The sequence below is a fragment of the Colwellia polaris genome (genome assembly GCF_002104515.1).
Taxonomy (GTDB): domain Bacteria; phylum Pseudomonadota; class Gammaproteobacteria; order Enterobacterales; family Alteromonadaceae; genus Cognaticolwellia; species Cognaticolwellia polaris.
The window spans coordinates 833,537-858,052 of the sequence record NZ_NBOE01000001.1 but is presented as its reverse complement, the minus strand read 5'-3'; the positions used below and the strand labels follow the sequence as shown (position 1 = coordinate 858,052).

The 24,516-nt window shown below is 38.2% G+C and carries 18 protein-coding genes and 1 tRNA gene; 7 read left to right on the top strand and 12 right to left on the bottom strand.

Annotation, left to right across the window (positions count from 1 at the left end):
• Positions 1-4 precede the first annotated feature (4 nt).
• Positions 5-511 carry a 2-amino-4-hydroxy-6-hydroxymethyldihydropteridine diphosphokinase gene (gene folK / locus B6A32_RS03865; RefSeq protein ID WP_085301378.1) on the bottom strand — a complete coding sequence of 169 codons (507 nt, stop codon included), beginning with the start codon at positions 509-511 and terminating at the stop codon, positions 5-7.
• Positions 511-882: a dihydroneopterin aldolase gene (folB, locus tag B6A32_RS03860; RefSeq protein ID WP_085301377.1), complete on the bottom strand. Its 372-nt coding sequence runs from the start codon at positions 880-882 to the stop codon at positions 511-513. Before folB ends, folK begins: the two co-directional genes overlap by 1 nt.
• Before the next feature lie 211 nt (positions 883-1,093).
• Between folB and plsY the strand changes: the two genes are divergently transcribed.
• Positions 1,094-1,666, top strand: a complete 573-nt coding sequence (gene plsY / locus B6A32_RS03855; protein ID WP_085301376.1) for a glycerol-3-phosphate 1-O-acyltransferase PlsY — start codon at positions 1,094-1,096, stop codon at positions 1,664-1,666.
• 34 nt (positions 1,667-1,700) lie between these two features.
• On the opposite strand, the gene tsaD is transcribed toward plsY, so the two are convergent.
• Positions 1,701-2,750 carry a tRNA (adenosine(37)-N6)-threonylcarbamoyltransferase complex transferase subunit TsaD gene (gene tsaD, locus B6A32_RS03850; protein ID WP_085301375.1) on the bottom strand — a complete coding sequence of 350 codons (1,050 nt, stop codon included), beginning with the start codon at positions 2,748-2,750 and terminating at the stop codon, positions 1,701-1,703.
• Between the two features lie 337 nt (positions 2,751-3,087).
• Between tsaD and rpsU the strand changes: the two genes are divergently transcribed.
• The 4 genes from rpsU to rpoD all read left to right on the top strand — a co-directional run bounded on the left by rpsU (position 3,088) and on the right by rpoD (position 7,701).
• The gene (gene rpsU / locus B6A32_RS03845) at positions 3,088-3,303 is read left to right on the top strand and encodes a 30S ribosomal protein S21 (protein WP_011045067.1); all 216 of its coding nucleotides are present in this window, start codon (positions 3,088-3,090) and stop codon (positions 3,301-3,303) included.
• Positions 3,304-3,356: 53 nt separating this feature from the next.
• Positions 3,357-3,803: a GatB/YqeY domain-containing protein gene (locus B6A32_RS03840; protein ID WP_085301374.1), complete on the top strand. Its 447-nt coding sequence runs from the start codon at positions 3,357-3,359 to the stop codon at positions 3,801-3,803.
• 153 nt (positions 3,804-3,956) lie between these two features.
• Positions 3,957-5,720, top strand: coding sequence for a DNA primase (dnaG, locus tag B6A32_RS03835; RefSeq protein WP_085301373.1), 1,764 nt, complete (start codon positions 3,957-3,959; stop codon positions 5,718-5,720).
• A 136-nt stretch (positions 5,721-5,856) separates the two neighbouring features.
• Positions 5,857-7,701, top strand: coding sequence for an RNA polymerase sigma factor RpoD (gene rpoD / locus B6A32_RS03830; RefSeq protein WP_085301372.1), 1,845 nt, complete (start codon positions 5,857-5,859; stop codon positions 7,699-7,701).
• A 128-nt stretch (positions 7,702-7,829) separates the two neighbouring features.
• Here rpoD and B6A32_RS03825 read toward each other — a convergent pair whose 3' ends face one another.
• From B6A32_RS03825 to B6A32_RS03795, 7 genes are all read right to left on the bottom strand, one after another.
• Entirely contained in the window at positions 7,830-9,206 is a 1,377-nt protein-coding gene (locus B6A32_RS03825) for a sigma-54-dependent transcriptional regulator (RefSeq protein ID WP_085301371.1), read from the bottom strand.
• A 131-nt stretch (positions 9,207-9,337) separates the two neighbouring features.
• Positions 9,338-11,347 carry an ATP-binding protein gene (locus B6A32_RS03820; protein WP_143327865.1) on the bottom strand — a complete coding sequence of 670 codons (2,010 nt, stop codon included), beginning with the start codon at positions 11,345-11,347 and terminating at the stop codon, positions 9,338-9,340.
• Between the two features lie 55 nt (positions 11,348-11,402).
• A complete protein-coding gene (locus tag B6A32_RS03815) occupies positions 11,403-13,436 on the bottom strand; it encodes a TRAP transporter permease (RefSeq protein WP_085301369.1) in 2,034 nt (677 codons plus the stop codon).
• A 176-nt stretch (positions 13,437-13,612) separates the two neighbouring features.
• Positions 13,613-14,626, bottom strand: a complete 1,014-nt coding sequence (locus tag B6A32_RS03810; RefSeq protein WP_085301368.1) for a TAXI family TRAP transporter solute-binding subunit — start codon at positions 14,624-14,626, stop codon at positions 13,613-13,615.
• Between the two features lie 68 nt (positions 14,627-14,694).
• Positions 14,695-15,696 (bottom strand): porin, encoded by a 1,002-nt coding sequence (locus B6A32_RS03805; protein WP_085301367.1) that lies wholly within the window; start codon positions 15,694-15,696, stop codon positions 14,695-14,697.
• Between the two features lie 425 nt (positions 15,697-16,121).
• Positions 16,122-17,264 (bottom strand): MbnH family di-heme enzyme, encoded by a 1,143-nt coding sequence (locus B6A32_RS03800; RefSeq protein ID WP_085301366.1) that lies wholly within the window; start codon positions 17,262-17,264, stop codon positions 16,122-16,124.
• A complete protein-coding gene (locus B6A32_RS03795; RefSeq protein ID WP_085301365.1) occupies positions 17,257-18,162 on the bottom strand; it encodes an MbnP family copper-binding protein in 906 nt (301 codons plus the stop codon). Before B6A32_RS03795 ends, B6A32_RS03800 begins: the two co-directional genes overlap by 8 nt.
• A gap of 152 nt (positions 18,163-18,314) precedes the next feature.
• Between B6A32_RS03795 and B6A32_RS03790 the strand changes: the two genes are divergently transcribed.
• Together B6A32_RS03790 and B6A32_RS03785 are read left to right on the top strand one after the other, a co-directional pair.
• On the top strand, positions 18,315-21,074 hold the full coding sequence (locus tag B6A32_RS03790) for a choice-of-anchor B family protein (protein WP_085301364.1): 2,760 nt from the start codon (positions 18,315-18,317) through the stop codon (positions 21,072-21,074).
• 172 nt (positions 21,075-21,246) lie between these two features.
• Positions 21,247-21,323: transfer RNA gene (locus B6A32_RS03785), tRNA-Ile, on the top strand.
• Between the two features lie 308 nt (positions 21,324-21,631).
• On the opposite strand, the gene B6A32_RS03780 is transcribed toward B6A32_RS03785, so the two are convergent.
• Both B6A32_RS03780 and B6A32_RS03775 read right to left on the bottom strand, forming a co-directional pair.
• Complete coding sequence (locus tag B6A32_RS03780) at positions 21,632-23,911, bottom strand: xanthine dehydrogenase family protein molybdopterin-binding subunit (protein ID WP_085301363.1); 2,280 nt, start codon at positions 23,909-23,911, stop codon at positions 21,632-21,634.
• 12 nt (positions 23,912-23,923) lie between these two features.
• Positions 23,924-24,418: a (2Fe-2S)-binding protein gene (locus B6A32_RS03775; RefSeq protein WP_085301362.1), complete on the bottom strand. Its 495-nt coding sequence runs from the start codon at positions 24,416-24,418 to the stop codon at positions 23,924-23,926.
• Positions 24,419-24,516: the final 98 nt, after the last annotated feature.

Sequence of the window (24,516 nt, the reverse complement as noted above, 5' to 3'; positions counted from 1 at the left end):
TTACTTATATTTCCTTATTTTTTCTTGCCCAAATCAAGGGCACTATTTGTAATTGTTGTTGGTCTTTATCATATTGTTGCCATAATTCTTGATAACAAAGCCCAAGACTAGGATGAACTAGATGCCCCGCTATTTCGGCTAATGGCCATAAAACAAAGGCATTTTTTGTAATTTCTTCTCGTGGTATTTGTGCTGGGCTGTCTGTTATAACATCATCATAAAGCAGCAGATCTAAATCTAATGTGCGCGGGCTAAATTTTTTAGCATTTTGACTACGCCCATGAGCAAACTCTATTTTACGTAAAACTGAAGAAACGCTGCCTAGACTTTGGTCTGTTTGTAAGCCAACCACCATATTGTAGAATGCTTTTCCAGCAAAGCCGACTGCTTCACTTTCGAATAACGAAGACAATGTCAGCAAACCAAATGCTTCGGTTAAGGCATTCAGCCCTTGTTCAATATAATGCTGGCGATTAATGTTACTGCCAATTGAAATATAAATTTCAGCCATTACATTGCTTGTTCAAGTCGCTGTGAACCACGTTCTATTTCAACACCTACTGTAGTAGCGTTATGTACAGCGGTTGGTTTCATCAGTTTTAAGCGTAACCAAGGTATTTGATAATTCGCGATAAGAAAGGCTGCAATTCTTTCTGCTAGAGTTTCAATTAAATCTACCGGATTAGCGTTTGCGAATTCGACAATAGCTTCAGAAATAGCGGCGTAATCAAGTGTTTTAGCCAGTTCGTCATTTTCAGCGGCTTGTGCTGTATTCCATCCCATGGCCAAATCAATAACAAGTGTTTGTTTAATTTCTTTTTCCCAGGCATAAAAACCAATGGTTGTTTGAAAAGTTAACCCTTCAATATAAACTTTATCCACACTCAAACCTTATTTATGTAATGGCGTTTCATGAGATAGTACAAACAATCGCCACAACTTACTTTACAAAATAAATGGCGAGTTTACCTGTGCAGGTCTAGAAAAACTAGTAAACAACACGCTACAATGACAAAAAGCTAAAATAATAGGTTATTTTTACAGCTTACTTTGAAAGGAACTATGTATCACTAGTTTACTTGTTACGTTTTTAATGGTGGTTATGGCCTACTTAGTAGGTTCAATTTCGAGTGCCATTTTACTTTGCAAACTATTGAGCTTACCTGATCCCCGCTCTGCTGGTTCTAATAACCCTGGCGCTACAAATGTACTAAGAATTAGCAATAAATTTGTTGCTGCATCAGTGCTAATTTTCGACATACTAAAAGGTACTTTACCCGTGTGGGCTGGTTATTTTTTAGGTATAGAACCCGTTTACTTAGGTGTTATTGCTCTCGCCGCTTGTTTGGGACACATGTACCCCATATTTTTTAATTTTGAAGGTGGCAAAGCAGTGGCTACTGCCTTTGGGGTATTGTTACCTATTGGTTTAGATTTAGCCGGCTTATTAATATTAACTTGGTTAATTGTGGCAAAAACCACACGCTACTCAAGCTTAGCTGCCATTGTAACTGTGTCAATGGCACCTTTATATACATGGTTGCTAAAGCCTATTTATGTTATTCCAGTGTTGATGCTGTCTGGTCTGATAATATTTCGCCATAAAGAAAATATCATCAGACTGATACAAGGCTCAGAATCAAAAATATCTTTTACAAAAAAATAAGCCTGTTTAATGCTATACATTCAAAGCAAATAAATTAAATTGGCTCTAAAGTATCAAGTGGCCAACGTGGTGTCGCTTTAAAAGTTAAATCGGCATCTACGCCAGATTTTAAACGCTGTAAACCTGCATAAGCGATCATGGCACCATTGTCAGTACAAAACTCAGGTCGAGGATAAAATACTTCTCCTCCCAGCTTTTTAGTAATCTCGGCTAACTTTTCTCTTAATGCACTATTTGCACTTACACCGCCAGCAATAACTAAACGATTTAAATTACACTGTTTTAGTGCGCGCTTACATTTAATAGCTAATGTATCAACGACAGCTTCTTGAAAAGCATAAGCAATATCGGCTTGAGTTTGCGCTTTTTGTTCTGGCGTTAATGCTTCCTTTTCTTCTTTTCGAATAGTATTAGCCGCTGAAGTTTTTAATCCACTGAAACTAAAGTCTAACCCAGGTCTGTCAGTCATTGGACGCGGAAATTTATAACGCCCCTTGCGACCACTTTCAGCCATTTTAGCTAATACCGGGCCACCAGGATAATCAAGTCCAAGCAACTTAGCGGTTTTATCGAATGCTTCACCGGCGGCATCATCTACAGATTCACCTAAAAGCTCATAATGACCAATACCATCAACACGCACTAACATGGTATGGCCGCCTGATACCAACAAGGCGACAAACGGAAAGTCAGGGACATTCTCTTCTAACATTGGTGCTAATAAATGCCCTTCCATATGATGCACAGGTACTGCCGGTAAGTTCCAACCATAGGCCAAACTACGCCCGATTGAACAACCAACTAATAAAGCCCCCACCAAACCTGGTCCTGCAGTATAGGCAACACCGTCTAAATCTGCAGGCGTTAAGTTTGCATCTGCCAACACTTCTTTTATTAATGGAATTGTTTTACGCACATGATCGCGCGATGCCAATTCAGGCACTACACCGCCATAATCGGCATGAACGGCAATTTGACTATAAAGCCTATGCGCCACTATTCCTTCAGGTAAATTACCTTCACCGTCATCATAAATGGCAATGCCGGTTTCATCACAAGAGGTTTCAATACCTAATATTCGCATAGCTTTAATTTACCTAGAAATGTTTCGTCAATGTAAGAAGTCGACCGAGTGTTAACATAATACTCAGCCGTCAATGGACGCTGATTTTACCTAGCCACTTAGCAACTTTCAATTTATAGCGTATAAAAGATAGTTTTATGATCAATATCAACCATTAAGCGCCAATTACCGACAATAATTTTACAAATATAAACGAAAAAGTTATTACTACTTTACATTAGCATATGCTTGGCATTAGAATACGGCACCAATTTTTAATAGAGTGGGTGAAGATGAGGCCATGTGGCTGAAATCAGACACCGATTTAATATAGATTCTAACTAAGGTAAAACAGTACATGCCAGTAATTAAAGTAAGAGAAAACGAACCATTTGACGTTGCACTACGTCGTTTCAAACGTTCATGTGAAAAAGCAGGTATCCTTTCTGAAGTTCGCCGTCGCGAGTCTTACGAAAAGCCAACTTGGGAACGTAAGCGTAAAAAAGCAGCAGCAGTAAAACGTGCAGCTAAAAAAGTTTCTCGTGAGAACGCTCGTCGCGTTCGCATGTACTAAGAATACCTTAGTAAATCCTAAGCCAACTGAGTTAACTTAAAAGTAAATTAACGATGAGTCTACTTAGCCAACTTAATGATGAAATGAAAATCGCCATGCGTGCTCAAGACAAACTTCGTCTTGGCGTAATTCGTATGGCGATATCTGCAATAAAGCAGGTAGAAAAAGATCTCAAATCAGAAGCAACTGACGACAATATCATTGCCTTGTTAACTAAAATGGTTAAACAACGCAAAGAGTCTATCAAAATGTTTACTGAAGGTGGTCGCGATGAGTTAGCAGCTAAAGAAGCTGCAGAAATTATCGTTTTAGAAGATTTTCTCCCTCAGCCATTATCTGCAGATGAAATTAACCAGCTGATAACAAAAGCGATTGCCGATACCGGTGCAGCCTCAATGGCTGACATGGGTAAAGTAATGGCGGTGTTAAAACCGCAAATGCAAGGCAAAGCGGATATGGGCGCAGTAAGCGGACAAATTCGTAAAGTTTTAAACAGCTAGTTAATCTTCCAATTTGAACTTCACTGTTCATTTTGCATATAAACCGCGACAGCTTTGGCCTCGCGGTTTTATTTTAACTAGCGCACATAAAGTTACTATTTTCCCAATATTAATTGTGTAAAAATAGCGTTTTAATTAGAAGTAATGGTATTTATGGCTGGTATGATCCCTCGACAGTTTATTGATGACTTATTGGCGCGCGCCGATATTGTCGAACTAATAGATTCTCGCGTACCATTAAAAAAAGCCGGTAAAAACTACCAAGCTTGTTGTCCATTTCATACCGAAAAATCGCCCTCATTTACTGTTAGCCAAGACAAACAGTTTTATCACTGCTTTGGTTGTGGTGAGCACGGTAATGCTATTTCTTTTTTGATGGAGTTCGATCGTTTAGAGTTTCCAGACGCAGTTGAAGAGCTAGCTTCCCATTACAATATGGACGTGCCACGCGAACAAAGCAATCGCTCTCCTGCTCAACAGAAACAAGATCAAAAAGCCTATATTCAAAAGCAAGATGACTATGAATTAATGGCACAAATCAGCCGTTTTTATCAGCAACAATTAAAAGTTGCCACAGATAAAGACGTCGCGATTAATTATTTAAAAGGCCGAGGACTCAGCGGCGAAATAGTCAAACGTTTCGGCATTGGTTACATCAGCGATGCTTGGGATGGCATGATGAAAGTTTTTGGCCGCAGTAACCAAATAAATCAACAACTTGTTGATTTAGGCATGGCTATACAAGGTGATAAAAATAGACCATATGACCGCTTTAGAGGTCGTATTCAATTCCCTATTCGAGATAAGCGTGGCCGCGTTATTGGTTTTGGTGGCCGAGTATTAAGCGATGGCACACCTAAGTACCTTAACTCGCCAGAAACACGCATTTATCATAAAGGCCAAGAACTATATGGCTTATATGAAGCCAAGCAAGCTGTAAAACAATTAACACGTTTAGTGGTCGTTGAAGGCTATATGGATGTAGTAGCCCTTGCTCAACACGGGGTTGACTATGCAGTAGCATCGCTTGGTACTGCGACTACGCCTGAGCAATTACAAACATTATTTAGAACCGTTAAAGAAGTTATTTGTTGTTACGATGGTGACCGAGCCGGTCGCGATGCGGCATGGCGTGCGATGGATAACGCCCTACCAATGATTCAAGATGGTTATAGCTTAAAATTTGTGTTCTTACCCGACGGGCAAGATCCTGACTCAATGATCAGAGAACAAGGCCAAGCCGCTTTCGAAAATACATTAGATAATGCCACACCTTTATCACAATTTTTATTCGAGCATTTGTTAAGCCAAATTAATATGAACTCGCCTGAAGGTAAAGGAGCTGCTGTTGGCGCTTTTCAACCTTATTTAGCTAAACTTCCTGCAAGTAATCTTAAAGACGCTATAGTAACTAAACTCGCAAATCAGTTTGGCGCAAGTAATGAATTGCAATTAAAAAAACTTCATACAAGTTTTGCAAACACAACAGAAAATAAAGCCAAACCGCAGCGACCAAAAATTACGCCAGTGAGACTTGCTATTGCATTATTACTAGAGCATCCCCATATAGTAGAAAAGCTGCCTGATCCAAATATTTTGGCAGATTTAAATTTACCGGGCATTCCGTTACTTAACCAGTTATTAAGGTTATGTAAACAAAACCCGAAAGTTAACAGCGCACAGCTTATTGAACACTTTAGAGATCAAGAAGCCGGAAAGCAGTTAACAAAAATAATGTGCATAGAGCATCATGTAGAAACGGATCATGCTGAAGACACTTTTCTTGATATTATTGAAAAGTTTTTGAACAAATTTTTAGAAAACCGCTCAAATGAATTAATGGAAAAGCAACGCACTGAGGGATTAACCAAAGCTGAAATAGGCGAATTACATAGTCTACTAAGTGAGCAAAAATAATATAACGTGCTGAATGTATGTCAGCATTAAATTAACAACAAAAAACAGTTACGTCTGGTAATTTAGTAAACATTTCGCTATAATTTCCGGCTTACTGTTGTAATTTTGATAGCCATAAATAGGTGGACACTCGTCAATGGATCAAGCCCCACAATCTAGACTTAAAGAGTTAATAACCAAAGGTAAAGAGCAAGGTTATTTAACTTTTGCCGAAGTTAACGATCATCTCCCTCAGGATATTATCGATTCCGATCAAGTTGAAGACATCATTCGAATGATTAACGACATGGGTATTCAGGTGTTTGAAAACGCACCGGATAACGATACGTTAATGATGAGTGAAGCCAATACTGATGAAGATGCAGCTGAAGCTGCGGCCCAAGCACTTGCTACTGTAGAAAGTGAAATCGGTCGTACTACTGATCCCGTTCGCATGTATATGCGTGAAATGGGTACAGTTGAGCTACTGACACGTAAAGGCGAAATTGTTATCGCTAAGCGTATCGAAGAAGGCATTAAAGAAGTTCAACGCTCGGTTTCTGAATATCCGCCAGCAATCAACTACTTGCTTGAGCAATGGGATAATTTTGAAGCTGAAGAAGTTCGCTTAAGCGATATCATCGTTGGCTTTTTAGACCCTGACGCTGAAGATGAAGAAATTCCTGCAGCAGCAACGCACATCGGCTCAGAGCTTTCGAAAGAAGAATTAGACGACGAAGATGATACTGACTCTGACGACGATGATGACGAGGAAGAAGAAGATACAGGTCCTTGTCCTGAAGAAGCACGTGAAAAATTCACTGCTTTACGTGAAGCTTACGAACATGCCAATAAAGTAATCAAAACTGAAGGCCGTGGTCATGCAGATGCACAAGCGGCAATCGATGCTTTAGCTGAAGTATTTAAAGAATTTAGAATCGTACCAAAAGTATTTGATCGCTTAGTGAAAAACATGCGTAGTGTAATGGACCGTTTACGTGTTCAAGAACGCTTAATCATGAAGCACTGTGTGGTTGGTGCTGGTATGCCAAAAACAACGTTCATTAAAATTTTTCCTGGCAACGAAACCTCGAAAAACTGGTTTGAAGAACAAAAAGCTGCTGGTCTGCCTCACTCAAAGAGAATGGCTGATATCGAGCTTGATGTTGAACGCTGTATTTACAAATTAAACATGTTAGAAGAAGAAACCTATCTTAACGTACATGGCATAAAAGACATTAACCGTCGTATGTCAATCGGTGAAGCGAAAGCTCGTCGTGCGAAAAAAGAAATGGTAGAAGCTAACTTACGTTTGGTTATCTCAATTGCTAAAAAATACACAAACCGTGGTTTACAATTCTTGGATTTAATTCAAGAAGGTAACATTGGTTTGATGAAAGCGGTTGATAAGTTTGAATACCGTCGTGGTTATAAGTTCTCAACTTATGCAACATGGTGGATACGTCAAGCAATTACACGTTCAATTGCCGATCAGGCGCGTACTATCCGTATTCCAGTACATATGATTGAAACGATTAACAAACTTAATCGTATTTCACGTCAAATGCTACAAGAAATGGGTCGCGAGCCAACACCTGAAGAATTAGCTGAACGCATGATTATGCCGGAAGATAAAATTCGTAAAGTGTTAAAAATCGCCAAAGAGCCAATTTCAATGGAAACCCCTATTGGTGATGATGAAGATTCTCACTTAGGTGATTTTATTGAAGATGGTAGCGGTGAATTGCCAGTTGACTCAGCAACGTCTGAAAACTTAAAAGATGCAACACACGAAGTATTAGCGGGCTTAACAGCACGTGAAGCTAAAGTGTTAAGAATGCGTTTTGGTATTGATATGAACACAGATCATACCTTGGAAGAAGTCGGTAAACAGTTTGACGTAACACGTGAACGTATTCGTCAAATTGAAGCTAAAGCATTACGTAAATTGCGTCACCCTTCTCGTTCTGAGCAACTTAAAAGTTTCTTAGACGGCGAATAAATTTACATAAAGTAATTTAAAGCATAAAAAAAGAGCATATTAGTTTAACTAATATGCTCTTTTTATTTGTCCGATAAAACCACTGCTAATACTCAGTAACGGTTATTCACACCTAGATCAATCGAACGCTATTTTTTATAAAGCTGGCTATCTATATTATATTTAATTAGCTTTAAGTTAAAAGTGCGTCGTTCCATATTAAGCTCTTCAAGAACCGCTTGAACACTGCCCTTGTGACGCTGAAGAGAATTAATAAGCATATTGGCTTCAAAATCATTAACCAGATCTTTCAAAGACGACTGTACGAGTTTATCTTGCTTGTCTTGCTCGTTTGGATTCAGCAGTTCATTAAGATCATGACAATTTTTTATAACACAACGAGTAGCAACATTGATCAATTCACGAATGTTACCCGGCCAGTCATACTCTAGTAACTGACGTTGAAGGTTAACTCCCGCACCTGACCATTCAATGTTATTTTGATTCATAAACTGACTCGAAAAGTGTTCGAACAACAATAATATATCTTCTTTTCTTTCGCGTAGCGGTGGGATATATAACTCCGCAACTTGCATGCGAAAATATAAATCTTGTCTAAAGTTTGGGTTATCTTTTAGATCTTCTTTTGTCGCTGAAATAATACGAATATCGATATCTTTAGCAACGTTGGAGCCTAAAGCTTCAACCTTATTTTCGGATAATGCACGTAATATTTTTACTTGGGCACTTAAAGGAATAGACTCTACTTCATCAAAAAATACGGTTCCTTTATTCGCAAATTCAAATTTTCCCATCCGGGTAGTATCTGCACCACTAAATGCACCTTTTACATGGCCAAACAACTCTGATTCAAATAAGTCTTTGGGGATTGCAGCACAATTTAAAGCTACGAATTCGGCTTTTTTACGGTCACTAAAATCATGTAAACAGTTAGCAACGACCTCTTTACCTGCACCTGTTTCACCGTGGATCAGTACAGGTACATCTAAATTGGCAACGGACAATATATCTCGGCGTAACTTAGCCATTTTAGGTGAAACGCCCATTAAGCGAGTTTCTATGGCATCTTTATTTTTTAAAGCATTGCGCAGACGGGCTTGGTTATAAGTTAATACCCGTTTCTCAATGGCTCTATTAATGCTTTCTAAGAGTCGCTCAGGCTCAAAAGGTTTTTCAATGAAATCATAACAACCTTCTTGTACCGCTTGAACTGCTTGAGATATATCACCGTGCGCAGTCATTAATATAACAGGAATATTTTTATCACAGCTAAGTACCTGATTAAGCAGTTCAACTCCGGTAATTTCAGGCATTTTGATGTCACTAACCACAATGCCTGGAAAATCTTTATAAATAAACTTAATGGCTTCGGCGGGATCTAGAAATGAATGAACTTTTGTAAAATGAAGGGATAAATAGTCAGAAACATTCGTCAGTAAGTCTTTATTGTCGTCAACGATGACGACCTCACAAGTTTCAGCAGTTAGATCATCAATATCGGTCATGTTGTCCTTCAGTACAGTGTATATTTTATCAATAAGTGCTTAAATTGAAATAAAGCGATTTATATGAACTTGTGTAATTTATTTTAACCTTAATTAAACCGTTAGATCTTATATTTAAAGCACTTATTATTTCAGGATAAAGGCAATGAAATGGTAAAACGTGTAGAGTTCTCCAAACATTTCACCTCAATATTTCCATCATATTCTTTAATAATATTATTCGTAATCGCTAAGCCTAAACCAAGCCCTTTACCAATAGATTTTGTTGTGAAGAAAGGTTCGAAGATATGTTCAACGACACTTTCATCCATTAAGCCACCATTGTCTTCAACAATCACAAAGGCATGTTGATCAATCACTTGAGTTGAAACAAAGACTTTAGCTTGCTCTGATTTTTCAACAGCATCTAATGCATTCCTAACTAAGTTACCAATGGCCATTTCGAGTTTAGTCGAATTCATACTCACTAGCGGTGTTTGCACATCGAGTGTGATATCAATAGTCGCAGCATTATTTTCAAGGTAAGTACTTAATAAGCGTGTAATTAATTTATTAAGATCAACACTTTCTGCTTTAGTTGAGCTACCACCTTGATAAGCAAATGATTTTAATTGAATAAGTATATCCTGCATATTATGACAAAGTGGGAGTAGGTTATTCAACGAGGTGTTTACCCCTTCCCAATCACTTCTTTGTTGTTTAATAGCAATACTTGCTAATGCACTTTTAAAGGCAACTAAAGGCTGGCTTAATTCATGTACTATCGCCGCAGCCATTCGGCCTAGAACGACCATTTTTTCTTGGCGCATGAGTTCTTTTTGGGCCGCATTAAGCGCTAAGGTTCTTTCTTGAACGAGCTTTTCTAAACGAGAGTTAGCAAAACTTAATGCTTCCTCTACTTTTTTACGTTTAGTAATATTCACAATAGTCATTAAATACAGACTATCGTTAATGTTGATAGGACTAATAATGTACATGATTGGCAATGCCGAACTACCACTTTTGTCAGTTAACGAAGCTTCAGTAAATGTTTCTTTGATGTTTATAGCTTCTTCAAATCTTTTCGGTAATCCAACAAATTTATTTATGTTTTTTCCTTTAATTTCATCACTATCATCATAATTACACAAGGCTTGGAACGTGGCATTGTTACTGAGAATGTTACCTTTTTGATCAAGTGTTAAAATTCCAACTTTCGTTTGATCAATGATCAGCTGCATTTCAGCACGATGCTTTTGATCTGTTTTTTCTTTCAAATTTCGTGTGTATTCAATAAACCGGAGATGCTTAATAAAAACATAAAGACCATACAATAAGAACGCTATGATTAAACTGCTAAAAATGGTCTTTTCAATAATAGTGTTCAAAGGTAGTGCGTAGTAAAGTCGCCAATTTTTTAATAACGTATTTTCTTTTTTCCCTAATTGAGTAGACTCCATTAGGAAGTGCTGATCATCAATTTCCCAAAGCGTTAATGAGGCCCAATTAAGGTAAAAAGAATTATTAACGATTAATTTAGGAGTTTGACCTGCAAATTGTTGATGCTTATTAATACTCTCTAGTTGGTTAGCTGAAAGTGCAGTAAGGCTATTATATTTCCATGATTTTTGTGCCGACATAATAACAACATCATTGTCATCAACCACTAACACATCACCTGTCAATTGTTGCCAAGAACGCTCAATATTATTAGGCTCAACTTTAGCAACAATAACGCCAAATCCTGAATTAAAGCCTTCGATTCGAGAAGAAATAAAATAACCAGGGATTTTACTCGTAATGCCAACACCATAATACAAGCCACTGCCTTCGCGCATACTTTGTTCAAAGTAAGGCCTAAACTCATACTGATTGTTCATAAAGCTGGTGGGTTGATCATAATTACTGGTGGCAATAACAATACCTTTATTATTCATTAAATAAAGAATGTCGACACCAGCAGAAATCTGCATAGATTTTAATAATTCATTGAGTTGAGAACCATAATCATTATCTTCAACCGCTAACCTTAAACGAGTATCATGCGATAATATTTTAGGCAGATATTGATACTTTTCTAAAGTACTAGTGAGCGTTTTTTCAATGAGAGACAATCGAAATAAAGATGCGTTTTGACTATCTTTAATCCAAATTAAAAGCACCACAATTACTAGGCTAACAAAAGTTAGCCCAAATAAAAGTGGTATGTACTTTTGTTTAAACAAGTTGGGCACAGGTAGGTTTTTTATTAAATTGAATGAATGAAAAAAGTAAATAAGCTAAGAATATTACAGATAACACTATTTTTAGTAAAACTCCGTCAAACGGCCAGAGTAATAAAGTACCGACAACCCCTAGCACCAACCTATTAGCTCGATTAATAACGTCCATTACAACTCCTTCCCAGGCTGCGATAATACAAAATAGACCTATAGCAGAAAATACAAAAATGAGAATACGTTCTTCAGCATCACCCATCACTAATCCAGTGTACGCCATTAGTATAGGTACAATATATAGCCCTTTAGCAAGCTTCCAAGCACAAAAGGCTGTTTTAGTATGATCGCCTTTAGCAATACCCGCTGCAGTGTAAGCAACTAAGCATACTGGCGGAGTAACATTACTGTCTTGTGATAACCAAAATATAACTAAATGAGCCGCTAATAAAGAACTCGCTAAAATCTCTGGTGATAACACCATGTCATATAACATAGTACGAATTTCACTTGGTGCTGCTAATAAAGCATCTGACAATGGCATACTGCCATCGGCAAAAGCAGGTAATAAGGTTGCGATCATATCCTTAGAGACCGATAACGAACCATTATTAATAACTTCTGTTGTTACCTGTAATGAAATCAGGTCACTAAGCACAGGGGCTAATAATGTTGCCACTATAATATAAGAAGCAGTTACAGGTAATCCTGCACCTAAGATAAGTGAAGCAACGGCAATTAATACGATCAGTATCAGTAAACTACCATCTGCCCACTCAATTGCCATTAATGAAAAAGTACTTCCTAAGCCTGTCGTAGTAATAGCATTTACCATTAATCCGATTGTAATTAATAGGATTGCAGTAACCACCATGCCTTTGGAGCCTTCAGCAAGGGCATCACTAATTTCTTTTAGTTTCATGGGTTTTTCTGATATCCAAGATAAAAGGATAATAGAAACTATTGCCATGCCTACAGCATATAGTGGAGTAAAACCAATGATTAAGCACGTGACCAATATACCAATAGAAACTAAGTGTCTCCAGCCGTTTTTAACATTATCATCACATTCTGATGAGTCAGTAGCCAACTTGTTCGGGATATCAATACCCCGTTTAATCGCGTACGCTCGAACAAAAAAACCTACTGTAATATAATAAAGTAAGGCAGGAAGTAAGGCTGCTGTAACAATAGTTAAATAAGGTAATTGAGTATACGAAGCCATAATAAAAGCACCAGCGCCCATTACTGGAGGCATAAGTTGCCCGCCAGTCGATGCTGCCGCTTCAACGCCACCCGCGAACTCAGCAGAATAGCCTGCCTTTTTCATTGATGGAATAGTAATAACACCAGTCGCCGCTGTATTAGCAATGGCAGAACCTGAAACTGAGCCCATTAATCCAGAGGCTAAAACCGACACTAAGCCTGAACCGCCTCTGAATCGTGATGCAAGTTTACCTGCAACTTTTAATAAGTAATCGCCGGCACCTGATACTTGTAAAAAAGCACCAAACAAAACGAACATAAAAACGAAGGTCCAAGACAGCTGAGCAATAGTACCGAACATACCATCAGTACTGAAATAGCTGCGAAAAAGCATAGTTTCCCATGACAGACCAGGAAAATTAAACACACCCGTTACGTATTGGCCCCAAACGGTTATATACGTTAGAAAAACAACAATTAAAGTTGGAATGAACCAACCAATAGCTTTAAACATTAAGACTAAAGCCAAGATAATAGCTAAAGCACTGAAAAAGAAATCTGTACCAATAAAGGTTTGTCCTCTTTCATAGAGACTGTCTTCGGCAAATATAAGATATGTTGAGCTAGCAATAATACCAACTGAAACAGCTATTTGTTGCCATAATTTTTTAAAGTGTATAAGAGAGCCAAGACAACCAAATAACGCAAAATGAGTGGCTGCAGCCCAATTTTCAGGAATAATAGCGAAGTAATTTAAGCCGACATGTATGAGGCTTGATAAAACTGCTAGCCAATATATCATGGGGATTTTTATATTTTTAATATTCATAATTTATCCAACTATTGATATTTTTAATTGATGTTTTTTTAAGATAATTATCGCTATATTGAATGAGATAATTTAGGTTACTGGCGTTTTCGACGAAGTGTTCATTGCATTTTTACATCACTTAAAACCCATTCTACAAAACACTAAACCCCTAATGAAGAATGGGTATAAATTATCTATTCAATGATTAAATGTGCCGGAATTTCAACACCTACTTCACGATAATAACGAACTGCTCCAGGATGAAGTGGTACGGTTAAACCGCTAATTGCACTCTCAATACTCATTACTTTTGTTGCCGAATGTATACTGTGTAAGAAAGGTAAGTTTTCATAAATAGCTTTGGTGACTAAGTAAACATCTTGCTCGGGCAAATCAGCTTTTACGGCTAAAAAGTTAGGTTGAGCAATCGTATTAATTGGTTCTTTTTGATTAGGGTAAGTTTCTGCTGGAATTATTTGACGAACCCATAACGGGAAATCTTTATTAATTTTTGTCAATGATTCATCTGAAATATTCAAAACTTTCAAATTATCACCTTCACTAGAAAAAGCACGTGTAACCGCACTAACAGGAACACCAGCAGGAGTGTTCATGCCTTTGATACGACCATCTTGCATGGCGCCAGCACTAGCTCCGTATCCCATATGAACATTGTTTAGTTTATCCGTATTAATGCCTACAGCGCTAAGAATATACTTGCCTGAACCTTCGGTTCCTGAGTTTCTTTTACCAATCGAAAACGACTCATTATAAAGTGCATTCATATCAGTTAGGTTGTTGCCCTTAACGGCATCTTTTTTAACCGTGAAGTGCTCAACATTTTTCCATAACATGCTCACCGAACGGAATTCCTTATTTGCGCCTTGTTTTTCAAAGGGGCCAATACCATTCCACGCCCACGCACCATATAAACCTTGTAATATGCCAAATTGTGCTTCGTTTTTACGCATTAAATTTAAGTTATCGCCAGAGCCTGCAGAGGTAATAGCAGATAGAGATAGTTTTTCTTGAGGGGCTAGTTTTATTTTTGCTAAAGTCGCTACTGCAACACCTACTGGATAGAAAGTTCCGCCGGTTGACGCGGTTGACAAAATGTAAGATCTGGGTGTTTTATTCTCAGCGGCTTGTCCTAATAAAGGTAACATTATTAATGATATACAAGTGACTGCTAGTTTAATTTTATTCATGTCATTCTCCAAAATATTAAAGCTTATGTGCTTATATTTGCACTTAAAATAAGTAATTAGATAAGGTCTTAGAAAGATATTTTCACACCGACAGTTATGTCGTCATCGCGATTTTTTAGCTGAGCAGCTTCATCATCGTAATCGGTGTATTCAATAAAAACCTCGCCATATTTGTTAAACTTCTTTGTAGCACCAATCGCTATTTGATTGCCTTTAATAATGCCATTATCTAAATTGTAAATTCTAAATTGTGGCGTTATACCAGACTCAAGAGTGTATGAATAATAAAACCCGATAGTATTAAATTCTGTACCATCTGATACATCTTCATTTTGATAACGTAAAACAACCTTATGGTTATCAGCTTTATATTGAAGTGCTGCCGCAAGAGTGTCGGCATCTGGTTTGATGGCATCGTTAATACGCAGATCATCACTACGATCAAAATAAGATACGCCCAGTTGCCATGCACCGGTTTTATACTTAGCTGCGATGTTGTAACTATCTACACCAGAGCTTTGAGTATCATTTCCATCTATCTCTGCAAGCACACCAAAACTTAACCCGTTATACGATGGTGAAAAGTAAGCCACTGAGTTGGCTTCGCGAATTGACGAGTTTTCGCTAGCATTCCATCTAATATTGTAGTGTCTAGGATTATGAAAAGTAATATCAATAGGCAACACAGTCCATAAGTAGTGTGGTGAATATTGTTTACCTAACCTAATTTCACCAACCTCTTTATTTTTCAAACCAACAAAAGTAATACGCTTATGATAATCGCTGGCATCACTATTAATAACACCATCATCTAAAACAATTCTCCCCTCAAGTTGGTAAGTACCCTTCCATTCATCAGAAAGATTAACATAGCCTTTAATACCTATACGTGAAATACCATCGGCAACATCGCTTTCTTGTTCTTTTTCTTTAGTAACAAGTGCTCTTAAGCTGCCGTAGAATTGCACTTTTCCCCATTCACCTTCAGTAGCAATTTCTGCCGATGCAGGTGCGGCTGTTGTAGCAGCTATTATCAATGCACTGAAAATGCAGTTAAATTTAGTATTCATATTATTCCCTTATATTGTGCTTTTAATTTAATTGGGTGATGAATGTTGTAAGAATTATATTATTTGTTTTCGTTTTACTTTCCCCATCACAATATATATTGCACAAGTCATGCCTAAATTAACTAATTGAATCTAAATGATATTATTTTAAGCATGAGAAAAATAATTCCTATTACCAAAAACAGAAGGAATATTTTTACCTAATTTATAGATATTTAACAGTACAAGGCATAATGGTGAAAAATTTGCTCTTCAAGCGAGAAAATAAAAACAAGTCACTAAAGCAATGAAAGATATTCAGATGTTTACCAAAGAGGTTGAAACGAAAGGCTTACATCATAATACTTATTCTGAATAACTAAAGTGTCAGACGACTGGCTAAATAGAAGCATAATTAGCATTCATCTCAAATCAAATAGTCTGACTTATTGTGTTTCCACTTTACTATGTTTTGGTGAGGTTAAAAAATTCATGTCAGTCAACGACTCAAGAAAGGCTAATAAGTCCTTTTTTTCTTCCGCGGTAAGTACAAAGCCTTTGATAAACTGGCTTTTCATTGAGTTAGTGCGTCCATCGCCTTTTAGTGGACCACTTTCAATATTTCGCCCACCTGCGGCATAAATATCAATAACTTCAGCAAGTGTCGCAACACTGCCATCATGCATATAAGGTGCTGAATGACTAATATTTCGCAGCGTTGGCGCACGAAAACGACCATTATCTTTTGCTAAGGTAGAAACTTCTGCAAGGCCAATATCTGTAACGGGATAACCATATTGTTTTGGTTTTACTTCCACATTATACAAGCCGGTATTATGAAACGGCCGACGATCGATAAGTTGCTGTTCGTGAGTAGTTGATTGTGTAAAGTTAAAGCCTCCATGACAGTGATGACATTCCAAGCGCTCAGAGAAAAACAAGTTCATACCACGAATAGCCGCTGCTGAAATTGCGTTATCATCACCTAAATAGGCATATTTATCGAAAGGAGAATTTAATGAGATTAAGCTACGTACGTAACTCGCTAAAGCTTGTACTATTAACTCAAAACTTATCGGCTCTTTTGGAAAGGCTGCATTAAAAGCCTGTTGATATGCTTCGCTTTTAAACCGCTCAATGACTTCATCTTCGTGGCCAGTTATACCCAATTCAATTGGAGACTCATCAAACATTGGTAGTAAAATTTGTCGTTCCAATGAAGTGATGCCATCGTGCGCCCATGTTAAGGTTTTATTGTAAGCAATATTAACCAATGCAGGCGCATTTCTTCGATGTACTTCACCAGTTGAACCAATAGAAATAGCCATCGGCTCGGCAAATGCATACTTTTGTTGGTGACAGCTTTCACACGATTGCTGCTTGTTTGCTGATAAATTTTTATCAAAAAAAAGAATTTTTCCCAATGCTACTTTTTCAACAGTCATTGGGTTACTGTCAGGTACTTGTGGCTTTGGAAAACCCTCAATAATAGGCCACTTATAACTACTTTTTATCGATTTAGCGTTATCACACGAAAAAAGTAAACTACTCAGAACTAAAAAGATGGTTATTGTTAAAAGCTTATTCAACCGTACTTCCCTTACTTTTATGATTGATATTCACGGCATTAAAAACACCAGTTTCAGTACTTTTAATTTTATTATTTAACAATAAATTATCAAATAGTTGTTGGCAGCTCTTATTATTTTGTTCTGACTGACAACTCGACGAAGCAGACAATTCAACACCCTTTAACAAAGCAGCTAAGTCGACGTTTAATATAAGCTGGCCTTGATTATTTTTAACCAACGGAAGTTGAAAATTAAACCGGTTTGGGTACAGGCAATTATATTGAGGTGAGCGCATTGCACTTGCTGATTTACAACCTGTAGATCCTAAATGAAATAGCCATTGTTGTTGGTTTGTAGCAAGCTCTAAACGCATGAATTTATGGCCTGTTTGCCAAATCCAAAACATTGAAGGTAAATTTAATGGGCTTGGTTGACTGATTGGATTAAGGTGGTTTATCTCAAAGGGTACGCCAAGCGTAAAACGTATTTGGCTGTATTCATCCAAAATATGATTGCTGTCTGTTGCAAGCTCAATCGCCCAATTAGCTTTGCTTTTTATTTTACTTTCTGCGGTATTGTTAACGTCTAACAACACATTATTATCTTTACAATTTGTGCCTAATAAAGCGGTATTACTTGCTTGAAAAGGCGTGTTAGCCAAATTTAATTTTTTCCAGCCCGAAGTACTAGAGCCAACTTCAATATCGCTCAGAAAAAACTGAAGCTGCTCTATAAACCAGGTTTTATTTTCCTCACCTGTGTTAAAAGTAGTTTGGCAGTCTAGTGCTGAATTTTTCCACATCAACTTTACATCGAATTGCTGAGCATTTGAGCGTGTTTCACTAAAAAAGCAACCCGAAATACTTAACGATATTATTGATACAAGTAAAAAAGCAAACCGGCTTTTTATTAACATAATGCTCACTTAATATTTATTACGGCTATCAGACTATAATTATCATAATAGTAAAAACAACGACTACTATTAGTTAGTATGATTTAAAAAATAATGTAAATGCGTTACAGTAAGTTACATTTATAACATTTTATTAACATAAGGACTATCGGATGTTTCGCATAACATTGATATTTGTCGTTAGCGCAGCCTTGTTTTACAGTGATCTAGCTATGGCTCACTCTGAGCATGACAAAGCCCGCTTTGTCGCTCAAATAGGTAAAGATACTGGAAAATGTGATCAAGTACTTAGGCCTTGTAAAAGTATTGCCTATGCTGTTCAGCAAGCGAATAAAGGCGATAAAATATTAGTATCTGCCGGGGAATATACCGTTAGTTCAAGTGAAGAGTTATTCTATTTAAAAAGTGCATTAGTGCCAATTTTTGGTGGTTACAATCGCTTCGATCACTTTCAAAGCCAAAGCCCAGATACAAACCCTACAGAATTGAAAAATATTCCGTTAGATATGGCTGAGCAGCTACGCGAGCAAGGTTTTATAGTTTTGGCCGATGGTAAGTCGTTATTTAGCAAAAACAGCCCTGAAGGCAAGGCATTACAACGTAAGCTAGAAAGTTATACTACCTTAAGTGAAAAGCAAGTTGATCTAGCCTGTGTAGACGGTAAAGCAGGAAGTTTTGACTGTAATAACATTGATTTACTTGCTCATATGCCGCTAAGTGAATTTTCAAGCCGACCAAACAGCGCTAATGATATTTGGGGCCATGTAGATTTAAATACCGGTGACGAATATGCACTCATTGGTTTACGTAACGGCATTGCGGTGATCAATGTAACAACCCCTGAAAACCCAAAAGAAGTTGGCACCATTAGTGGTCTTAACTCAACGTGGCGAGACATTAAGGTCTATCAATACTTTGATAGTGCCATTAATGCTTGGCAAGCTTATGCTTATGCAACCGTTGACGGTACCACAGACTACGTCACTATCATCAACCTAAACCAATTACCTAACTCAGTTAGCTTAGTGGAAAAAAACACTGTAGTAACCAAAGCACATAATGTTTATATTACCAATGTTGATCATACACTTAACATTGCACTACCGGGCTTAACACCCACCTTGCAACTCATAGGAAGCAATAAATTTGGTGGCGCATTTCACAGCTACTCATTAAAAACGCCAGCAACACTTACCACATTACCCAATAACTACTTTGGATCAGGCTACACTCATGACGGTGCTTCAATCAATATTACCGACAACAGAAAAAGTAGCCAATGTAATACAAGCAACGAGAGCTGCACCGTATTTATTGATTTCAATGAAAAAGAAGTAAAACTTTGGGATATTACTGACGCTTCAGCCACTCGTTTACTCGGCACTGGCGAATACAACGATGTGGCAAAGCGTGACCAATATGTACATTCAGGCTGGGGCACAGAAGACAAACAACATATCTTTTTACACGATGAATTCGACGAGAAAGATGGCGGCTTAAACTCAACAGTGAGAATATTTTCCATTGCTGACCTTAATAACCCTACCCAAGTAGGACAATGGACAGGGCCAACACGCGCGATTGATCACAACGGTTTTGTTCGAGGCAATCGCTATTACATGTCAAACTATGAACGTGGCTTAACGGTATTAGACATTACCGACCCAGCGAATCCTGAAACAGTTGGTTTTTTCGATACTTACACGCCATCAAACAATGCCGGCTTTAACGGTGCTTGGGGTGCGTATCCTTTCTTACCTTCAGGTAATATTTTAGTTAGCGATATTGGCAGTGGCTTGTATATTCTAAAAGATCGCACACAATTATCGACCCAAGGCAGCCTTGGGTTTGCTAACAACGCTATCGATACTGCCCAAGGTGAAACCCTAGCTATTAACGTGCAACGCAGCAATGCAGCTAGCCCAGATCAAACGGTAAGTGTTAATTATCAACTACTACCCGGAAGCGCAAAGGCAAACAGCGATTACACGCCTCTTGCTGGCACTTTAACTTGGGCTGCTAACGATATCGCCGATAAAACGATCGAAGTTGATATTGCAAATGATGCAACGGGTAATGAGTTGAAAGAAAAGTTTTTTGTGCGCTTAAGCCAACCAAGTAATAGCGCAACACTCAATCAACATAGTTATTTAACGGTTAATATCGACGGACGTAACGATAGTGGCGCTATAGCGTTTACATCTGCAAGTACTACCGTAGCAGAGAATCAAGGTGAGTTTTCCGTCACGGTAGCGCGTCAAGGCAGTTCAACTGGCGCTGTATCTGTTTCTTATTTACTGAGCGCAGGCACAGCAACAATTGGTGAAGATGTAGAGTCAGCTTCAGGCATTATTAACTGGGCAGACGGTGACTCTGCAGAAAAAAGTATTCAAATTAGCATTATTGACGATACCGATGACGAAGCTAACGAAACTTTTGTTATTGATTTGTCACCTGTCGCCGAGAGCAACTTAGGTGCTATTACAAAATATACCGTAACCATTTCAGATGACGACAGCAATTCAGCCCCTACTGTAACAGTGCCCGAAGATAGCGAAATTAATTCTGGCGCAACTATTAGCATAGCAGCAACCGCTACCGATACTGAAAATGACGCTATGACTTACTTATGGCAACAAACGGCAGGAGCCAATATTTCCCTAACCACTACAACGTCTTTAACAACAAGCTTTATAGCACCAGCTAGCGCAGGAGAAATAACACTTTCATTTACAGCCACAGACTCAAAAGGCCTGTCTAGCACACAAAATGTCACTTTTACTGTAGTCGTTGCCCCTATAGCAACACCTTCACCTACACCACCCGTTGAGAGTAAATCTTCAGGTGGCGGTTCAATAGGATACTTCATCTTATTTATAGTTATTTTACTCACCAGAAAACAAATAAAATAACGAAATAGTTAAGTTGGGTGAACATTGCAACAACAAATCGCTCAACTATTGAACTAACGAACTCATTTATCTGTTTTTTTAACTTTATAATGGTGACAACAAAATAAAAAATGCTTATACTTCTCGCCGCTTTGAACAACCTTTCGTGTTTTCAAAGCAAAAGTAGAAAGATGGCCCCTTAGCTCAGTTGGTTAGAGCATCCGACTCATAATCGGCAGGTCCCCTGTTCAAGTCAGGGAGGGGCCACCATTTCAACAATAAAGACGCATTTGAGCGTCTTTTTTTATGCCTAAGCTACAAATCTGCCTAAACTTAATTTTTTCACTATTCTCTATTCTCTACAATCAAAAAATTTATGGTACCAGCAGAATTAACCATATTTTTACAGTATCTTAGTTTTTTATCTCTCATAAAATATCTCCCTATAAATAAAAAATGCTGCATTAAATAAAAAACCCTTAATTTCGAATGACCGAAATTAAGGGTTTTACCTTGGTTAATCTTTGTTAATTCAATTAATATAAAAATCTATGTAAGCATAGCGTTAGCTATATATCTTAGGCATTTTTAATTGCTTCAGATGTTATAGGTAAATCTCTTACTCTAACGCCGGTTATTTGGAAAATAGCATTGGCAATAGCTGGTGCTATTGATACTACTCCTGGCTCGCCTAATCCAACAGGAAACTCTTTGCTGTCGACAAATTCAATATCTAATTCTGGTACATCATTCATGCGTAACGGTGAGTAGGTATTTAGGTTAACTTTACTTACTTGGCCGTTTTCTATTGGGCTTTGCTCGTGCAGTGCCATGCTTGTGCCCCATAACATTGAACCTTGTACTTGCGCTAAGGCACCGTCAGGATGAACGATTACCCCTGCATCAACCGTCATAGTAAGTTTTTTAACGGTTATTTTTTTAGAGTCGGGCTCAACATGCACATGTGCCGCACAGGCCATCCAAGCTGGCATGGTTTTTTCTTGTCCGGCGCTTACTGCAACACCTATAGCTTCATTTTTTGCTAATTTAACTGTGCTTACTTTTTTCTTCAGCAGGGTTAATACGTTGGCTAAACGTTTTGCGCCACCAACACTTTCAGGTGCCTTGCCAGCTTGTTTACCTAAACCGTCTAGCATAGATAAACGAAAATCAATGGGATCAGCTTTTGCTTGGTGAGCAATTTCATCTATAAATGATTCTAGCCCCCAAACAATCCAACCCTGCCCTACTGATCTTAACCAACCTGGCAGAATAGTTTCTTGTGCTAGTTTATTATTGATCGCTCGAACACGATGGTTGTCCATGCTGTACCAATGATCTGCACCACTGGTTGAAAACATGTCTATTTTGATTTTTTTATCCAGGCTTTCAGGCATAAAGCCAGGGGCCATTGTTAATGTTGGCCAGCCCGCCGCAAGGGCATGCTCCATCCCCGTAAATTTATTTGTTTTATCAAACGATGCTTTAAATGATACAACAGATGGAGATCTTGGTTGATCAAAGCGTGAGTCATCTTCACGGGTAAATACCATTTTTACTGGTTTACCTATCGCTTTTGAGGTTAATACTGCAGGTATTGCATAATCACCAAATAAGCGCCTGCCAAAACCACCGCCTAAATATTGTTGATGCATAACAACATTTTCGTCTGTTACCTGCAGTGCTTTAGCTATCGCTGGCAGTGTTAAAGATTGCCATTGATTACCTGTATAAATGTGCCATTGGCCATTTTTTTCTTCAACCGTTGCATTTACCGGCTCTAAGGCAAAATGCAAAACGGTATGAGTACGATATATTGCATCTATAGTCTTTGCCGCTTTTTCGCTAGCAGTGGTAAAGTCTCCATCATCAATAAATAAGCCGCCTTCATTCTTGTCGGCGACTAAGCGCTCGCCTTCTTTAAGAATATCGGCTTCGCTGACTTTTGCTCTTTCACCTGCTTGATAACTCACTTTTATAGCATCGGCTGCTTTAATTGCGCCGTAATAAGTGTCTGCCTCAACCGCTATCCATCCTTGAAGTTTCTCACTAGGATCTTGTAATTTATGGTAGCCGATATAACCTTTGATTTTTTTCGCAGCACTATCATCAACAGCTTTAATTTTACTGCCATATCGTGTTGGTGGAATAATGGGGCGAGCATAAACCATACCCTCTAATTCCACGTCAATACCATAAACTGCGCTACCGTTAGTTTTAGCAGGAATATCTAGCGCTGAGCTAGACTTGCCAACTAAGGTTCTTTGACTGGCTGGCTTTAAAGGTAAGTTGCCAATTTCTTCTGGTGTAAATGTACGATTAAACGTACCTTTTGCAACAATATCGCCAAAACTTATAGCGCTATCTTTACCAATTACAGCGCCATTTTCAACGCGACACTCATCAACTGAGCAATTTAATATCTTTGCTGCCGCTTCAATTAATGCGATACGTCCAGCAGCGCCAGCTTGAGATAATGGTTTAAATGACTGAAATACAGACCAAGAGCCGCCGGTTACCATGTAGCCCCACTTAGGATCAGTATCTACATGAGTTATCGATACCTTTGACCAGTCAGCGCCTAACTCATCAGCAACAACTCTGGCTAGCGCGGTACCAATATGTTGCCCCATTTCTGCCCTAGCTATGTTGATGTTAATTTCGCCCATCGGGTTTATTTCAAACCAAACGGTTGGAGAAAATAGTTTATCTTTTAGCGTTTGTTGTGCACTTTGGCTTAAACCTGTGGCACCCAGTAATGGTGCAAAAGCCATTAATAGTGAACCACTAACCGAACCTACTAAGAATCGACGGCGAGATAAGCTAATGTTGTTTTTTTCATCTTTAATCGTTTTCATTATTACTCACCTTTATGATTGTTGCGTTGTTGCACGTGGATCAAAAGTTTGAACCTCAGCTGACATAGAATCAGCGGCATTTTTAATGGCACTTTTAATTCGCACATACGCCATGCAACGACATAAATTTCCACTCATGTGGTCAACAATTTCTTGGTCACTCGGTGAAGGATTGCTTGCTAATAAAGTTGCCGCTTGCATAATTTGGCCTGATTGACAGTAACCGCATTGTGGTACTTGCTCTTCAATCCATGTTTTTTGTAATGGATGATTATTTTCTAGGCCTTCAATCGTGGTGATGTTTTTATTTTCAGCCCCGAGTAATGGAAAAGAGCAGGATCTAATAGCGGCACCATCTAGATGCAAAGTACAAGCACCGCACATGCCAATGCCGCAGCCAAACTTGGTGCCTTTAAAGCCTAATTCATCGCGAATAATCCAGAGTAAAGGTGTGTTTGCATCTGCAGTGGTGGAAACTTCTTTGCCATTTAATTTGAATTTAATCATAATTTCATCTCTTAGAACTGATTGTAAAAAATACTCATTTATTATCTAACGTTATAAACTAATTTTATTAGCTAACAACGGAGTAAGTTGGAGAGTTT

Coding starts and splice junctions, on each gene's coding strand:
- plsY (WP_085301376.1), top strand. CDS start 1,094: ATGGTGGTTATGGCCTACTTAGTAGGTTCAATTTCGAGTGCCATTTTA.
- folK (WP_085301378.1), bottom strand. CDS start 511: ATGGCTGAAATTTATATTTCAATTGGCAGTAACATTAATCGCCAGCAT.
- B6A32_RS03790 (WP_085301364.1), top strand. CDS start 18,315: ATGTTTCGCATAACATTGATATTTGTCGTTAGCGCAGCCTTGTTTTAC.
- B6A32_RS03805 (WP_085301367.1), bottom strand. CDS start 15,696: ATGAATACTAAATTTAACTGCATTTTCAGTGCATTGATAATAGCTGCT.
- B6A32_RS03775 (WP_085301362.1), bottom strand. CDS start 24,418: ATGATTAAATTCAAATTAAATGGCAAAGAAGTTTCCACCACTGCAGAT.
- B6A32_RS03780 (WP_085301363.1), bottom strand. CDS start 23,911: ATGAAAACGATTAAAGATGAAAAAAACAACATTAGCTTATCTCGCCGT.
- B6A32_RS03840 (WP_085301374.1), top strand. CDS start 3,357: ATGAGTCTACTTAGCCAACTTAATGATGAAATGAAAATCGCCATGCGT.
- rpoD (WP_085301372.1), top strand. CDS start 5,857: ATGGATCAAGCCCCACAATCTAGACTTAAAGAGTTAATAACCAAAGGT.
- tsaD (WP_085301375.1), bottom strand. CDS start 2,750: ATGCGAATATTAGGTATTGAAACCTCTTGTGATGAAACCGGCATTGCC.
- B6A32_RS03815 (WP_085301369.1), bottom strand. CDS start 13,436: ATGAATATTAAAAATATAAAAATCCCCATGATATATTGGCTAGCAGTT.
- B6A32_RS03825 (WP_085301371.1), bottom strand. CDS start 9,206: ATGACCGATATTGATGATCTAACTGCTGAAACTTGTGAGGTCGTCATC.
- rpsU (WP_011045067.1), top strand. CDS start 3,088: ATGCCAGTAATTAAAGTAAGAGAAAACGAACCATTTGACGTTGCACTA.
- dnaG (WP_085301373.1), top strand. CDS start 3,957: ATGGCTGGTATGATCCCTCGACAGTTTATTGATGACTTATTGGCGCGC.
- B6A32_RS03795 (WP_085301365.1), bottom strand. CDS start 18,162: ATGTTAATAAAAAGCCGGTTTGCTTTTTTACTTGTATCAATAATATCG.
- B6A32_RS03810 (WP_085301368.1), bottom strand. CDS start 14,626: ATGAATAAAATTAAACTAGCAGTCACTTGTATATCATTAATAATGTTA.